The sequence below is a fragment of the Novosphingobium sp. BL-S-21 genome (assembly GCF_055521655.1).
Map to the genome: position 1 here is coordinate 206,506 of NZ_JBVFVP010000003.1, position 13,596 is coordinate 220,101.

Sequence of the window (13,596 nt, forward strand, 5' to 3'; positions counted from 1 at the left end):
GTGACAACGATCGCCGCAGCTCCATTGACCCAGGTTCCCGTCTCTACGGCACCACCAGCGGCCGCTTTGCCAGTGTTCGGGCGGCGCCTCGCGACGGGACTGGTCGGCGTACTCCTCGTGTCCCTTACCGCTGGCCTGAACGAACAGGTCACCAAGGTTGCGCTGGTCGACGTGCGTGGAGTCTTGGGCATCGGCCATGACGAAGGGACCTGGCTCACCGCTCTCTATGGCGCAACCAACGTCGCCGCCATGGCCTTCGCGCCCTGGTTCTCGGTGACTCTCTCGCTGCGGCGCTTCACCATTGGCGCGGTTCTCGCGTTTGCGCTGCTGGGGCTGCTGTGTCCGTTTGCACCGAATGTCGGCGCTTTCTATGTATTGCGCGCCTTGCAGGGTCTGGCGGGCGGGTGCCTGCCGCCGATGCTGATGACTGTGGCGCTGCGGTACCTTCCTGCCAATATCAAGATCTACGGACTGGCCGGTTACGCGCTGACGGCGACTTTCGGCCCCGGCCTCGGTACCCCGCTGGCCGCGCTCTGGACCGATTTCGTCGGTTGGCAGATGGTGTTCTGGCAGGTCGTGCCGCTGTGCCTGCTGGGCGCGCTGGCCATAGCCTGGGGTATTCCGCAGGACCCGCTCCGACTGGAACGGTTCAAGACGTTCGACGGGATCGGCCTCGTCACCGGCTTTACCGCTATCGCCCTGCTCGTGATCGCGCTGGAGCAGGGCGACCGGCTCGGCTGGCTGCAATCGCCCCTGATCTGCGCCCTGTTCGGCGGCGGCGGACTGCTCCTGCTGCTTTTCCTCGTCAACGAGTGGAGTCACCCCCTGCCGTTCTTCAAGCTCCAAATGCTGGGACGGCGCAATTTCTCGCATGCGCTTATCACTCTGGCAGGCGTGCTGGTGATTTTCCTCGGCGTAATCGTAATACCCGGCGGTTATCTGGCCGAAACGCGCGGCTATCGCCCGCTGGAAACCACACCGCTGGCGCTGATCGTGGCGCTGCCGCAGCTCGTCGCCCTGCCGCTCACGGCGGCCATCCTCAACCTCCAGCGTGTCGACTGCCGCTGGGTTCTGGCCATCGGGCTCGGGATGGTCGCGAGTTCCTGCGCGCTCGGCAGTTTCGTCACCGCCGACTGGGTGCGGGAGAACTTCTACCTGCTACAGGCGCTCCAGATCATGGGCCAGCCGATGGCCGTCATCCCGCTGCTGATGCTGGCGACGACCGGCCTTCCTCCCGTCGAGGGGCCGTGGGCCTCGGCCATGTTCAACACGGTCAAGGGCTTCGCTGCTGCCCTTGGCACTGGCCTTGTCGAGGGGCTCGGCACGGTACGCGAACATTACCATTCGGAGATGCTGGTCGACCGGCTGGGCGGCCAGCTAGGCGGCATGACGGGCAGCTGCGACCCCGCCGCACTTTCCGAACTGGCCGAGCGCATCCGCACCCAGGCGGCAGTGCTGATGTCCGCCGACCTCTACATGGTGATGGCCGGTATCGCCTGCGGCCTGATCCTGCTCATCCCGATCATGCCAACCCGCATCTATCCGCCCCGCGCCGCCGCCCCGGCCAAGACCCAATGAAAGCGACGAACATGGCCTATCGCCCTTCCAGCAAGCATGTCCTCCTCACCACTTCCGTACTGGTCATCGCCGGTATGGCGCTGGGCGGCGCCCGGCTCGCCGCGCCCGCCGGGCAGCAATCGACCGACGACGCCTATGTCCGTGCGGACGCCACTATCGCGGCACCGCGCGTGCCCGGACAGATCGCCGAACTGCTGGTCGACGACAATCAGCAGGTGAAAGCCGGCCAGCTTCTGGCGAAGATCGACGATCGTGACTTCCGCGCAGCGCTGGCCAGCGCCGAGGCGGACGTTGCCGTCGCCCAGGCAGACATCGCCAATTTCGATGCCGAGATTGCCCGCCATCCCGCAATAGTCGCGCAGGCGGAAGCGACACTGCGCGCGGACCGGGCAGCCGCCTCTTTTGCGCAGGCCAATGCCGTACGCTATCGCCACCTTTCGGCAGGCGGCGCGGGCACGACGCAGGAAAAGCAGCAGGCCGACAGCACGCTCGCCGAGCGGTTGGCTACCAGCGACCATGACCGTTCGGCGCTCACCGCCGCGCAGCAGCAATTGGGCGTTCTGCAAGCAGGACGTTCCAAGGCGGTCGGCGCGCTCGGCCGCGCGCAGGCGGTGCTCGACCAGGCGCGGCTCAACCTTTCCTACACCGAGATCCGCGCGCCGATCGACGGCCTGGTTGGCCAACGCACCATCCGGGTCGGCGCGATCGTCGAGGCAGGCACGCCGCTGCTCGCCGTTGTCCCGCTGACAAAAGTCTATGTCCTGGCCAATTTCCGGGAAAACCAGCTCGCCAACATGCGGATCGGACAGCCCGCAACGATCAGCGTCGACAGCCTGCCTGGAGTCAGGCTCAAGGCGCATGTCGATAGTCTTGCGCCGGTTACCGGACTTGCGCTTGCCCCCATCGCGCCGGACAACGCCACCGGCAATTTCACCAAGGTGGTGCAACGCCTGCCGGTCAAGCTCACCCTCGATCCGGGGCAGGTCGATGCCGCGCGCCTGCATGTAGGGCTCTCGGTCGTGCCGACGGTGGACGTGACCGCCCCCGGCGATGCGCCCGTTTCGGGAGCGGCACAGCGGTGAACATCGCTTCTTCCTTGCGAGCGTTGATGGCGCTCGGCTTGACCAGTCCGCTTCTCACCGGATGCATGGTCGGCCCGAACTTTACGCGACCCGAAGTCGCCGTGCCTGTCGCTTATGGCCGGCTGAACAGCGCCGTGGCCCCGAGCCGCCCCGTAGAGGTGCCGGTCGTCGCCGAATGGTGGACCCTGTTCGACGATCCAACCCTCACCTCCCTCGAAGCCCGTCTGGCAGACGCCAATCTCGACGTGAAGGCCGCGGCCGCGCGGTTGCTCCAGAGCCGGGCGCAGCGCCGGGTTGCAGGCGCGCGGGAATACCCCAGCCTTGGCGCCGCCGGGTCCTATTATCGCGAGCGGGCCAGTCCGAACGGCATTCTTTCGCTGATGGGCTCCGGGGCGGCGGCAACGCAGCAGCAGTCGGCTGCAGGGGCTGCGCCGTTCGGGGTATCCAGCCTGCCCGGCTCGGACGGCTCACCACCCTATGACCTATGGCAGGCGGGCGTGGACACATCCTGGGAGCTGGACCTCTGGGGCAGCGTGCGCCGGAGCGTCGAAGCCGCCAATGCCGCCTTGCAGGAATCGCTGGAAGACCGGCGTGCCATCCTGCTGTCTGCACAGACCGAACTGGCCCGCGATTATATCGACCTGCGGACAAACCAGGCCTTGCTTGCCATCACACGGCATAATCTCGATGTGGCCCGTGACAGCGTCAGGCTTACCCGGTTGCGGTTCGATCAGGGGGTCGTCACCAACCTCGATGTGGCCGATGCGCAAGCCCAGGTCGCAACCATCGAGGCGCGTATTCCTGCGCTCGAAACACGCCGCGATGCCCTGATCAACGCGCTCTCGCTGCTATTGGCGCTGCAGCCCGGCGCATTGGCTGGGGAGTTGGCCGGGAAGCTGGCAAGCGAGCGCGAAATTCCCGTCCTGCCTGCCGCGGTGCCGGTCGGCCTGCCGTCCGAACTCGCGCGGCGGCGGCCGGATATCCGGCGCGCCGAAGCCGAGCTTCACCGCGCGACCGCTGCGATCGGTATCGCCAAGGCGGACTTCTATCCCAGCATTTCGCTCACCGGCAGCCTCGGCACGCAGGCGCTGGCGCTTTCCAATCTCGGAAGTTGGGCATCGCATCAGTTCGTTGCGGGTCCGTCGATCTCGCTGCCCTTCTTCCAGGGCGGCCGCCTCAAGGGCACGCTTGCGCTGCGCAAGGCGGAGCAGCAGGAAGCCGCGATCCGGTTCCAGCAGACCGTGCTCAAGGCCTGGCACGAGATCGACGATGCCCTCTCCGCTTACGATGCGCAGCAGCGGCGGCGCGATCGGCTGGCCGAGGCGGTGCGCCATAACAGGGCAGCGCTGGACGTCGCGCAGCGACGTTACCGCGAAGGCGCGATCGACTTTCTCAACGTGCTCTCGGTCCAGCGCGCGCTGCTCGATGCGGAAAGCGATCTTGCCGCAAGCAACGGACAGGCGGCGAGCGATCTCGTCGTTCTGTTCAAGACGCTCGGTGGGGGCTGGGAGACCGCCTTCCCCGAGGCCTCCCCATCTTCCGAGTCTATACCACTACCGCTCTCAACAAACGACAGCAAAGGAGCAGCGTCGTGACCGAATTTACCGGCGCGCGTCATTTCAGAATTCACGATATCTCGCAGTTTCCCGTCGTGCGGGCCCGCGCCAGCACCGTGCACCCGGGCTACGGGCCGGACTGGATACGCGAGATGGAAGACCTCCTTTCCGCCGCGACACCGTTCGTATTGCTCTACTGCGAAACCCTGCCCGAAGAGGACCACGAAGATTTCAAGCTCCGTGGCATCTGGATGAAGGTCAATAGGGAGCGGTTGGCGGCGCACTGCAAGGCGGTGATACGGGTCGAACCGGACGCGAAGAGACGGACAAAGGTCTTGCAGCAATCCACCGGGACACAACGGGCTTTCGGCGTTCCCACCGAAGTCGCGTCCACGATCGAGGAGGCCCTGATCCGGGCCGGTACGCTTTGCGCGGGACACTATGACCCAGGCGACATAGCCGGGGCGGATAGGACCGGCCATGTTTCATAGAATCCTGGTAGGGATCGATGGATCGCGCCGCACGGAAGTCATCGTCAACGCAGCCGCCAGCCTCGCGTTGGCGGCCGGCGCTTCTGTGCATATTCTCTGCGCGGTGGATCCGGCTTATTTTCTCGAGGAGGCGAATGGCATCCGCCCGAGCCGCACCGACGAATTAGATTATCCTGCAGCCGCGAGCGAGCGAGAGAGAGCCGACAATTTGGTCCGGCAAGTTGTCGCAGAGCTTGTGACTAAAGGCTTAGAGGCTTCTGGCATGGTAGTTGGCGGTGAGCCGGTCCAGGCGACCTTAACAACAGCATTCCAGCTCAAATGCGATGCCATTGTGCTCGGGCATCGTCATTTAACGTGGCTGGGACGGATGACGGATCGGTCAGTTTGCCACGATCTGCTCGAGCAGTCGTCGATACCGGTATTGGTAATTCCTACTAGCTAGGCAAGTTGCTTCCAGGATGACGATAAGGTGCCGCCACGGACAGTGGTGGCATCATCTCAGGCGCTACTGGGTCGTGGTAGCTTGCTGGCCATGGAAGTGCCTGTTCCAAGGCGATTACCGCGTAACCGCAAACGTCCGCTTCAACCCAAACATGCCGCTCCCAGTATGGTTGCGAATCTCGGGTTTGTCCCAGGCCCGGCCCATCACAGCGGACCCCTTGCTCCCGTTCAGCCGCCCATTTCTCTTTCCCAGTTTCGGCCAGTCCGGTTTTCTCTCAGCGACGGCCAAACGGCCAGACGGTTTGCCACCCTAGGCGACAAACCATCCGGCCCCTAGGGCTTGGTGATTAAATCTGCACCTGGCCGCCATCTACAAAGAGTTCGACACCGTTGACGAAGCTCGTATCGTCGGAGGCGAGGAACAGCACGGCCTTGGCGATTTCCTCGGGCTGACCGATCCGGCCCGCGGGGATCAGGCTGGCGAGATAGTCCTTGGTGTCCGCCGCCTGCTCGCTGCCGCCGAAAAGATGGTCGAGCCCGGCGGTCTCGGTTACGCCGGGGCTGACGGCGTTGACGCGGATGCGGCGATCCTTGAGGTCGAGGATCCAGTTGCGCGCGAAGTTGCGCACTGCCGCCTTGGTCGCCGAATAGACGCTGAAGGCAGGCGTGCCTGAGATGCTCGTTGTCGAACTCGTGAGGATTACTGAGGCTCCGTCCTTGAGCAGCGGTAGCGCCTTCTGGACGGTGAACAGCACGCCCTTCACGTTGGTGTCGAAAGTGCTCTGGTAGTGCTCCTCGGTGATCGCGCCGAGCGGCATCATCTCGCCGCCGCCGGCATTGGCGAAGACCACGTCGATCTGCGCATGCTGCTGCTGGACCGCGTCGTAGAGCCGGTCGATGTCGGTGAGCTTGGCCATGTTGCCCTGGACGCCGGTTACGCGCCCGCCGATTGCCTTCACCGCGGCATCGAGCGTTTCCTGCCGCCGCCCGGTGATGAACACCGATGCGCCCTCGTCCGCGAAGGCCTTGGCCGTCGCGAGACCGATCCCGCTGGTGCCACCGGTCACCACCACCACCTTGCCATTGAATTTATTCGTCATTGTCTTTCTCCTTCGTGTTTCGGCGAACCGCCGTTGCCCGAATGAGATGGCATCAGAACGATGATGCGTGTAGACAGCAGATATGGCACTTAGCGTTCCACTGGAGGAACGATGATGCGGATCGACCTGAACGACTATGCCTATTTTGCCGAAGTGGTGGCGCACGGCGGCTTTGCCGCAGCGGGGCGCGCGCTCCGGGAGCCCAAGTCCAAGTTGAGCCGCCGCATCGCCGGGCTGGAGGAGCGCCTCGGCCTACGCCTTATCGAACGATCCAGTCGGCGCTTCCGTGTGACCGACACCGGCCTTGCCTTCTACGAGCGGTGCCGAGCCATCCTCGCCGAGGCCGAGCAGGCCGAGGCGCTGGTACTCGAGGCACAGACCGAACCCCATGGCCGCATCCGCTTCAGCTGTCCCACCGGCATGGTCGAGCCCATCTCGGGGCTGATATCCGCGTTCCTCGCCCGCTATCCAAAGGTGCGCCTGCAGCTCGTCGCGACAGACCGCCCGGTGGACCTGATCGAGGAGCGGATCGATCTTGCCTTGCGCGTGCGCGCCGCGCTGACCAGCGATGCCGCGCTCACCATGCGCTCGCTAGGCAGATCGACGCGCATCCTCGTCGCCTGCCCCGAACTGGCAAGCCAGATCAAGCAGGTGGAGCAGCTCGCAAACCTGCCGACGCTCGCCACCGATGACGCCGCGGACGATCTCGAATGGCACCTTGAGACCGAGGATGGCCGCAAACATGCCATCCGCACCGCTCCGCGCATGGGCTGCACCGACATGGTCGCGGTACGCAACGCCGCCATCGACGGCCTCGGCATCGCGATACTGCCCGACCACGTTTGCCGCGAGGCGCTGATCGCCGGCAAGCTGGCCCACGTGCTGCCCGACTGGCGCGGGCTCCAAGGCATTGTACACCTTGTCTTCACCACCCGCCGGGGCCTGCCGCCATCCGTGCGAGCGTTGATCGATCATCTCGCGGTAGGGTTTCCCCGCGAGGTCGTAGAGCTGATACCCTGAGTTAGAGTTCAGGCAGACCGCAAGAGTATGGCCGACCCTTGCCGGCGCTCAGCGGCTGAATTTCGTTCTCGCGGTGCAGACCGTCCGGTCTCCCCGCAGGTGTCGACCAAATTAGCCCGTTCGTCAGATGAGGGCATGACTGCTAATCTCGAAAACCCGAGCGGAAGCTTTTTAGGCAGGCGCCAAGGACGTTTGCCGAACTCACATAATCTACGGGGCAAAATCGCCGGCACGTGCAGCGATTGGCCGGGCCTCGGTCACCAGCGTCGTCAGCAGTTTGCCCGGCTCCTCGCTGGTGATGTGATGGCCCGATCGCTCAAACCAGATCAAACGTTTCGACGGCGCGCGCACCCTCGCGAACCACTCGGCTGCCACCTCGCTCGACACATTCATGTCGTGCCGGCCAAGCAGGAGCACTAGCGGCACATCCAATCGCCGTATCGTCGAGAGGTCGGTTGCCAAAACCTTGGGAAGCAGCGCCTGGGTGACCGGTTCCTGACCCTTGAACGCGTTGCGGACATCCTCGTCGCTGTATTCCGGAGCCAGCTTGAACGCGGCTGCCTCGAAATCGCCGCCCGCCCGGCGCCAGGCCGCGCCGCCGTAATAGTTCAGCCACTTGCGCTGCGTCAGGATAGCGGCAACCGTGAGCTGACGGCCAGGGGCACCATAGGGGGCGATTGCTTCCATTTCGTGCACGGCCTGCGCGTTACCGTCGGCCCGCGCCTTAGAAATTGTCCATTGCCAACCGCGCCGCTCGCTCTCCAGTCCGTCCGTCAGCTGGCCCATCCCGATATAGGCATGGAGCCATTCAGGATGCGCTGCCGCAAGCTTCAGTCCTAACATGCTGCCCCAGCTGTGCCCGAGCACGAACACCTTGCGCTTGCCGAACCGCTTGCGTGCCCACTGCACCAACTCTTCGGCATCGGCCTGGAATTGCTCCGGCGTTAGCGTGGCAGGATCGCTCGCGCCGCTCAATGTATACGTCTTGCCAGCGTTGCGCTGGTCCCAATGGATGACAGTGAAATACTCGTCCCACCCGCGGTCCCACCACCAGTCGAGAGGCATCTCGACAAACCCGGGACCGCCATGGAAGTAGATCAGCACAGGGTTTTGCAAATCCTGGCTGCGGATTGATACGGCTTGGGAAATGCCGCCGATCGGCACCGTCTCAATCGCCTGCAAACCCTGCGGGCTGACGATTTCCCGCAGATCGGCAATGATTTTGACAGCTTCCGCCCTGTTGTGCGGCCCCACGGAACCTTGCTGGTGTGGTTGGGCGGCTGCAGGAAGAGCGGCGACAATCGCGGCTAGTGCAACGAGCTTTTTCATACACTGTCCAATCGGCTTGGTATCGGACTGTCAGCTTGCCAAATTTCGTGACCGCCCGTCCATCATCGATTGGGCCAACATGACCCACGAAATTCCGGCATCGGCCGATTAGGTCAGGTCGTTCCGCTAGTAATGATAAAGGATCGCGGTCAGCAAAACCCGGACCTTCCCATGCGCCAATTAGCGGCGATCGCACCTCAGAAGAAAAGGCGATCGAATATCACGGCGGCGGCGCCGAGTGCGGCGAAAATGGTGGCGCACGACGCATTTCTCTCCGTCCTCGCGATCGCTCTTGACGAAGAGCGTTTCGATCTGGCCGCGCGACAGCTCGACCGCTCCTGGCTCCTGAAACCATCAAACAATGGTCGACGTTCATCGACAACGGACTTCACAGCCTTTCGTGAGCACCTGAAGTCGCTCGAACATCGCAACCAACGGCTGGACCTGAGACGCATCAGTGTTCATGCAGATCTTATCAAAGACGCGCACAATCACGGTGCACTTCCAAATTTCGAAAGCATCATGCAAGCAGATCTCGTCTGCTACATCAGAGGCCAGAGCCTCGGCGAATACTACGGCTGGTATCCGGAAACGCTTGTCTACGCTTCGGATCGATGGACTCCCTTTGCGGTGTTTGCCCGTTCCGAATCGGCTGAATACCTCGGCCTCCTCCTACCGGTTCTCGGCGCGAGCGACCTTGCCGCATTTCAGAACCTGATCACGCGAACCGACAGCAGTCAGCGCAACTCAAGCCTGTTCAATCGCGAAGGCTTGCCCATGCGATACGTTGCAAATTTGGAGCATCTCGGGACGAAACCCTAGGGGTAGCCCCGGAGGCCTCGTTGCACCTGTGCAGCCGTTCGAGCAACCCGCGAACGTCCACTTTTTGGGCGGTAGCGCTCCAAACCGGACCGAGCGCAAAGTAACATTCCCGGCCGTTCATCGTGGCTGGTCTCTCCGTGAACGAATGACCGCTTCGGAGATGCTCTTAGGAGGCGCTGAATGGCGGCTCTGTCGGCGGCTTCAGATGGGGGGCAGGTTAGGGCTTTGGCGGCTAGCCCCGAAGACCGGCAGGACCTCGCCGATGAGGATGCCCTCGAGCATAGCGTAATCGTAAGGAAGCAGCCATGACATCGGGATCCGTGCAATGTCGTTCCTGGAAAGCTGGGTATCACGGAAAAGCTCGCTGAACGCTGTCCAGACCGGCAGCTTCTCGTCCACGAGACTGCGTTCACCCATAAATCCGAACATGCCTGACCTGCCCGGTGCACACCAGAGCAATGCCGGATCTGATTACCGGCATACAATCCCTTTGGTCCGTTGCCTAATCCTGGGACCAGTCCATAGTGGCCCTCTTCAGTGAAGGGACAGGGGCTGGGAGGTGCGACCCGACTCAGCAAAGGCGCCGGCGTTAGAGACCCTCGGCCTGTCGCCGCCCCTATCTTTGCAGCAGTATCGCTTCCGGCAGACGCATGGCGGAACCAGGTCTTTGGCCTACCTTGCCCTGCAGACGAATTGCGCCATGAGGCTCTGATGCACAATTCGGCGCGATCGGCCGCTTCACCTTCCAGATCGTGGAGACCCGGTATCAGATCCTAACATTTTGCCTGCTGGCCGCAGGCCTGGAATGGTCGATCTCAACGAGGAACCCCACCCCGGCCATCTGCTACAATCCTTGAGGCTCACATGGCTATCTCTGCGGCAGACTGGATAGCTTTCAATTTTAGCGAAGCGCTTATTGAAAGGAGCCGGTGTGTACATATTTTAATGGGCCTTTGCGCAGAAGCATGTGACATACTTCCCGGGATTGTGGCGGCAGTCGATGTTCAACACGACGGAACCAACCAGCCGTACACAATCCATGCAGCAGCGCCCGTCGTTCCTGCATCGTCGTGGCCGGTGAATTGGGACCTGTCCGGGTGGCTGAGGCGAATGTCCAGGTCAACACGACTAAAGGTCTCGGCCCATGGCTCAAGCCATTGGTAACTCCCTCACGCCCGGGCTTCTTCGTAGAAACGCCTTCTTGCTTTGTCGGCGTTCATCCGTAAGCTTTAGTTGCGCCGATATTCGGCGTGAAGGTGAGCCAACCGCCTTTTCAGGAAAAATCGCTCGGTGCTTGCATCCGGGCCGCTGGCGCGAATGTCCAGGCCTTCGGGCTAAAGGCGCCGGTAATCGATTCCAAGTGGTTGGCCCGCTCGGCTTTGGCTGGGCGGTCTCCGTCCGGAGAGCTGCCCGTGATCCTGGGCAAAATGAGCGCGCCTGGAGTGCGCGTAATTCGTCAGGCTGCAGGCGGGGTACCGCCATGCGCCTGAAGATTGATGCCGTTCGTTCGGCAGAACGTGGTCTTGACGAAGGTGATCCCTTGCCCCCGGACGACCGTGTCCGAAGCAGCAAGGGCGATTGGCTGGACCGCCTGTACAGATCGCAGCGCGACAAGCTGGTACGCTTTGCGATGCGGCACATTCAGCCGGAGCATGCCTCCGATGTCGTGCAGCAGCTGTTCGCTCGCCTTGCCGTCAGGGGCAGGGGCAATCCGCTGGAGGTCGAGGCTCCGGACGCTTATCTGCGGCAGGCGACGATCAACCTGATCCGTAGCGAGGCACGGTATGGCCGCCGCCGCTGCGCCAACCTTCATGTCTGCGCCGACGACGTTCCGATCGCGGGAGGCGATCTTGTCGCGGCGACCGAGGCGCGCGACATGCTTGCGAGGTTGGAGGAGATCATGGCAGAGCTTGCGCCGCGAACCCGCGAAATCTTTCTGGCTCATCGCTTCGATGGCTATACTTACACGGAGATTGCCGCGCGGACAGGCCTCAGTGTCAAGACGGTCGAAAAGCATATGACCCGCGCGATCGGCCATTTGACGCGGCGTCTGGAACAATGACGAGAGACAGGAAGGTCGTGAGCAGCGAATGAGCCTCGAGCAGGATGCCGACAATTGGTTCGTCCGGATGCGCGGACCTGACGCTGCCGCCGCGCAGGCGCAGTTCGACGCATGGTATGCCGTGCCTGCGCATGCCGAAGCCTATGCGCAAAGGGCCAGATCTTTCGACACCATCATGTTCCTGGCCCGCACCGCAACCGTCAGGAACAGGGACCTCGAGGCGGCACAACCCTGGCTGCTGCGGACCTCGTTCAGGAGATACGCCGCAGCGGCGATCGGCGTGATGCTGGCAGGGGCACTGGTGCTGCTCGTAATGCAGCGCAGCTGGGGATCGGCCCAGGTGCTTTCGCGAATGGAAGTGGCTTCCCTGGACGATGCGCCCCGACGCGTTGCCCTTCCCGACGGCTCTGCGGTGATCCTCGACCGTGGATCCCGTATGCAGATCTCGTTCGATAAACGTGGGCGCCGGCTGCGCCTGCTGGCGGGAAGAGCGCGTTTTGCGGTTGCCCATGAGAGTGCGCGACCTTTCGTTGTCGAGGCCGGTGCGGGAAGAGTGATCGCTCATGGTACGCTGTTCGATGTCGAACTGATGCAGAATTCGGTGAGCGTGGCCCTGTTGCAGGGCGCGGTGGAAGTACGCGACGTTGGTGCGGGGCACGGCCGCAAGAGGCTTGAGCTGTCGGCGGGCGAGGGGACTGCGATCGCGGGTGGATCGGTCGGAAAGCCTTTTCGGATCGATGCCGGCCAAAGCAAATGGCCCGACGACATGCTCGTTCTCGACGGGGCGGAAATCCATGACGCTGTCGCGATCTTCAATCGGACCGCACCGAGACTTGTTCTCGTCGAGCTGAAGTCGGCTCGGGCGATGAAAGTCACCGGCGTGTTCCGACGATCGGATCCCGAAGGCTTCGCACGGCAACTGGCAGCAACCTTCGGGCTCGGCCTGGAAGAGCACGACGATGGCAGCCTGGCACTTGTTGACGGTCCGTCCTCACACAGATGAACCCTACTGCCCGGGGCCGCCGCGTCGCCAGCATGAGGTCTCGCGCAATGAAGTGTTGTCCCTTGTTCGAACTTGTCTAGAATCAGAGGATTATGAAGTCCGATCTTGATCACCTTCCCGAAGAAAAGCGTGCCGACCTGAAGCGGGTGGTCGAGATTATTTTCGCAGAGTTCGAGGATGTCCTCGCGCTCTCGATGCAGGGTTGGAAGAAGCAGGGACGGATCATGAAAGTGATCCTTTACGGCTCGCATGCACGCGGCGACTGGGTCGCGGATCCGGTCGGCGGCTATTTCTCGGACTACGACATCCTCGTCGTGGTCAACGACGAACGTCTGGCTGACGAGGCGGAGTATTGGGGCAAGGCCAAGGACCATCTCAACCGCGCGTACGACATTACCCATGTTATCTCGGCGCCCGTCGGACTGACGGTGCATTCCATGGCAGACGCGAATTTTCAGCTGGCGCGAGGGCGACCGTTCTTTCTCGATGTCGTGCGCGAAGGCGTGGTGCTCTACGAACTTGAAGCCCAGCAGTTCGCGCTGCCAAGGCCGCTGGATACTGGGTTGGCTCATGTCGAGGCGGAGAAGCATTTCAAAAAGTGGTTTGCAACTGCCAGCCGTCATTTGGCCGGTGCGAAATTCTATATCTCCCAAGGCTGGAGCAACGAAGCGTCATTCTTGCTTCACCAGTCGACCGAGAATTTTTACCACACTGTGCTTCTGGTGTTGAAGCTCTACAGCCCCAAATCCCATAACCTGAAATTCCTGCGGGGGCGCGCGGAAGACATTTCGCGCGATCTGATCCCGATCTGGCCTCGCGACACCAAATTCGCAAACCGCTGCTGGGAGTTGCTGTATCAGGCCTACGTGAAGGGCCGCTACTCCCCGCACTATGTCATTCGAGATATCGAACTCGAATGGCTGGTCGAGCGGATCGAACTACTCGAGACGGAAGTGCAGGCAATTTGCGAAAGTCACCTGAGTAAGTCGGGCGGCAAGTAGCAGGCCCTCATAAGGCAGGTGCCCGAACGGACAGGCTCGCTGTCGCGACGGTGAATAACGCGGATTTGTGCCCTGTTTGGCAGTCAGGAAAAATATTTGCGCACAGCGTAG

General features: G+C 62.5%; 13 protein-coding genes. 10 read left to right on the forward strand and 3 right to left on the reverse strand.

All coding sequences use genetic code 11. The annotated features are described in order from the left end of the window. The 5 genes from ACZ1J6_RS23340 to ACZ1J6_RS23360 are packed head-to-tail and all read left to right on the forward strand — an operon-like array spanning position 1 to position 5,149. On the forward strand, positions 1-1,578 hold the full coding sequence (locus tag ACZ1J6_RS23340; RefSeq protein WP_465128685.1) for an MFS transporter: 1,578 nt from the start codon (positions 1-3) through the stop codon (positions 1,576-1,578). Further along, positions 1,575-2,660 (forward strand): HlyD family secretion protein, encoded by a 1,086-nt coding sequence (locus ACZ1J6_RS23345; RefSeq protein ID WP_465128686.1) that lies wholly within the window; start codon positions 1,575-1,577, stop codon positions 2,658-2,660. Before ACZ1J6_RS23340 ends, ACZ1J6_RS23345 begins: the two co-directional genes overlap by 4 nt. Before the next feature lie 26 nt (positions 2,661-2,686). Next, positions 2,687-4,255 carry an efflux transporter outer membrane subunit gene (locus tag ACZ1J6_RS23350; protein ID WP_465128839.1) on the forward strand — a complete coding sequence of 523 codons (1,569 nt, stop codon included), beginning with the start codon at positions 2,687-2,689 and terminating at the stop codon, positions 4,253-4,255. Then, the gene (locus tag ACZ1J6_RS23355; protein ID WP_465128687.1) at positions 4,252-4,707 is read left to right on the forward strand and encodes a hypothetical protein; all 456 of its coding nucleotides are present in this window, start codon (positions 4,252-4,254) and stop codon (positions 4,705-4,707) included. Before ACZ1J6_RS23350 ends, ACZ1J6_RS23355 begins: the two co-directional genes overlap by 4 nt. Next, complete coding sequence (locus ACZ1J6_RS23360) at positions 4,697-5,149, forward strand: universal stress protein (RefSeq protein WP_465128688.1); 453 nt, start codon at positions 4,697-4,699, stop codon at positions 5,147-5,149. Before ACZ1J6_RS23355 ends, ACZ1J6_RS23360 begins: the two co-directional genes overlap by 11 nt. Before the next feature lie 346 nt (positions 5,150-5,495). Here ACZ1J6_RS23360 and ACZ1J6_RS23365 read toward each other — a convergent pair whose 3' ends face one another. Next, a complete protein-coding gene (locus tag ACZ1J6_RS23365) occupies positions 5,496-6,248 on the reverse strand; it encodes an SDR family NAD(P)-dependent oxidoreductase (RefSeq protein WP_465128689.1) in 753 nt (250 codons plus the stop codon). A 114-nt stretch (positions 6,249-6,362) separates the two neighbouring features. Between ACZ1J6_RS23365 and ACZ1J6_RS23370 the strand changes: the two genes are divergently transcribed. Then, on the forward strand, positions 6,363-7,268 hold the full coding sequence (locus tag ACZ1J6_RS23370; RefSeq protein WP_465128690.1) for a LysR family transcriptional regulator: 906 nt from the start codon (positions 6,363-6,365) through the stop codon (positions 7,266-7,268). Between the two features lie 210 nt (positions 7,269-7,478). On the opposite strand, the gene ACZ1J6_RS23375 is transcribed toward ACZ1J6_RS23370, so the two are convergent. Continuing rightward, positions 7,479-8,597, reverse strand: a complete 1,119-nt coding sequence (locus ACZ1J6_RS23375) for an alpha/beta fold hydrolase (RefSeq protein ID WP_465128691.1) — start codon at positions 8,595-8,597, stop codon at positions 7,479-7,481. A gap of 132 nt (positions 8,598-8,729) precedes the next feature. Between ACZ1J6_RS23375 and ACZ1J6_RS23380 the strand changes: the two genes are divergently transcribed. Further along, entirely contained in the window at positions 8,730-9,419 is a 690-nt protein-coding gene (locus ACZ1J6_RS23380; protein ID WP_465128692.1) for a hypothetical protein, read from the forward strand. Between the two features lie 201 nt (positions 9,420-9,620). Here ACZ1J6_RS23380 and ACZ1J6_RS23385 read toward each other — a convergent pair whose 3' ends face one another. Further along, a complete protein-coding gene (locus ACZ1J6_RS23385) occupies positions 9,621-9,848 on the reverse strand; it encodes a DUF7079 family protein (RefSeq protein WP_465128693.1) in 228 nt (75 codons plus the stop codon). Between the two features lie 1,051 nt (positions 9,849-10,899). Here ACZ1J6_RS23385 and ACZ1J6_RS23390 point away from each other — a divergent pair. From ACZ1J6_RS23390 to ACZ1J6_RS23400, 3 genes are all read left to right on the forward strand, one after another. Further along, positions 10,900-11,481, forward strand: coding sequence for an RNA polymerase sigma factor (locus ACZ1J6_RS23390; RefSeq protein WP_465128694.1), 582 nt, complete (start codon positions 10,900-10,902; stop codon positions 11,479-11,481). A 28-nt stretch (positions 11,482-11,509) separates the two neighbouring features. Then, the gene (locus ACZ1J6_RS23395; RefSeq protein ID WP_465128695.1) at positions 11,510-12,484 is read left to right on the forward strand and encodes a FecR family protein; all 975 of its coding nucleotides are present in this window, start codon (positions 11,510-11,512) and stop codon (positions 12,482-12,484) included. Between the two features lie 92 nt (positions 12,485-12,576). Then, positions 12,577-13,485: a HEPN domain-containing protein gene (locus ACZ1J6_RS23400; protein WP_465128696.1), complete on the forward strand. Its 909-nt coding sequence runs from the start codon at positions 12,577-12,579 to the stop codon at positions 13,483-13,485. The last annotated feature ends 111 nt before the right edge of the window (positions 13,486-13,596 follow it).

Bases quoted from the DNA above. Each gene is read 5' to 3' on its own strand.
- ACZ1J6_RS23345 (WP_465128686.1), top strand. From the start codon at position 1,575: ATGAAAGCGACGAACATGGCCTATCGCCCTTCCAGCAAGCATGTCCTC.
- ACZ1J6_RS23350 (WP_465128839.1), top strand. From the start codon at position 2,687: ATGGCGCTCGGCTTGACCAGTCCGCTTCTCACCGGATGCATGGTCGGC.
- ACZ1J6_RS23360 (WP_465128688.1), top strand. From the start codon at position 4,697: ATGTTTCATAGAATCCTGGTAGGGATCGATGGATCGCGCCGCACGGAA.
- ACZ1J6_RS23365 (WP_465128689.1), bottom strand. From the start codon at position 6,248: ATGACGAATAAATTCAATGGCAAGGTGGTGGTGGTGACCGGTGGCACC.
- ACZ1J6_RS23370 (WP_465128690.1), top strand. From the start codon at position 6,363: ATGCGGATCGACCTGAACGACTATGCCTATTTTGCCGAAGTGGTGGCG.
- ACZ1J6_RS23375 (WP_465128691.1), bottom strand. From the start codon at position 8,597: ATGAAAAAGCTCGTTGCACTAGCCGCGATTGTCGCCGCTCTTCCTGCA.
- ACZ1J6_RS23380 (WP_465128692.1), top strand. From the start codon at position 8,730: ATGATAAAGGATCGCGGTCAGCAAAACCCGGACCTTCCCATGCGCCAA.
- ACZ1J6_RS23385 (WP_465128693.1), bottom strand. From the start codon at position 9,848: ATGTTCGGATTTATGGGTGAACGCAGTCTCGTGGACGAGAAGCTGCCG.
- ACZ1J6_RS23390 (WP_465128694.1), top strand. From the start codon at position 10,900: ATGCGCCTGAAGATTGATGCCGTTCGTTCGGCAGAACGTGGTCTTGAC.
- ACZ1J6_RS23395 (WP_465128695.1), top strand. From the start codon at position 11,510: ATGAGCCTCGAGCAGGATGCCGACAATTGGTTCGTCCGGATGCGCGGA.
- ACZ1J6_RS23400 (WP_465128696.1), top strand. From the start codon at position 12,577: ATGAAGTCCGATCTTGATCACCTTCCCGAAGAAAAGCGTGCCGACCTG.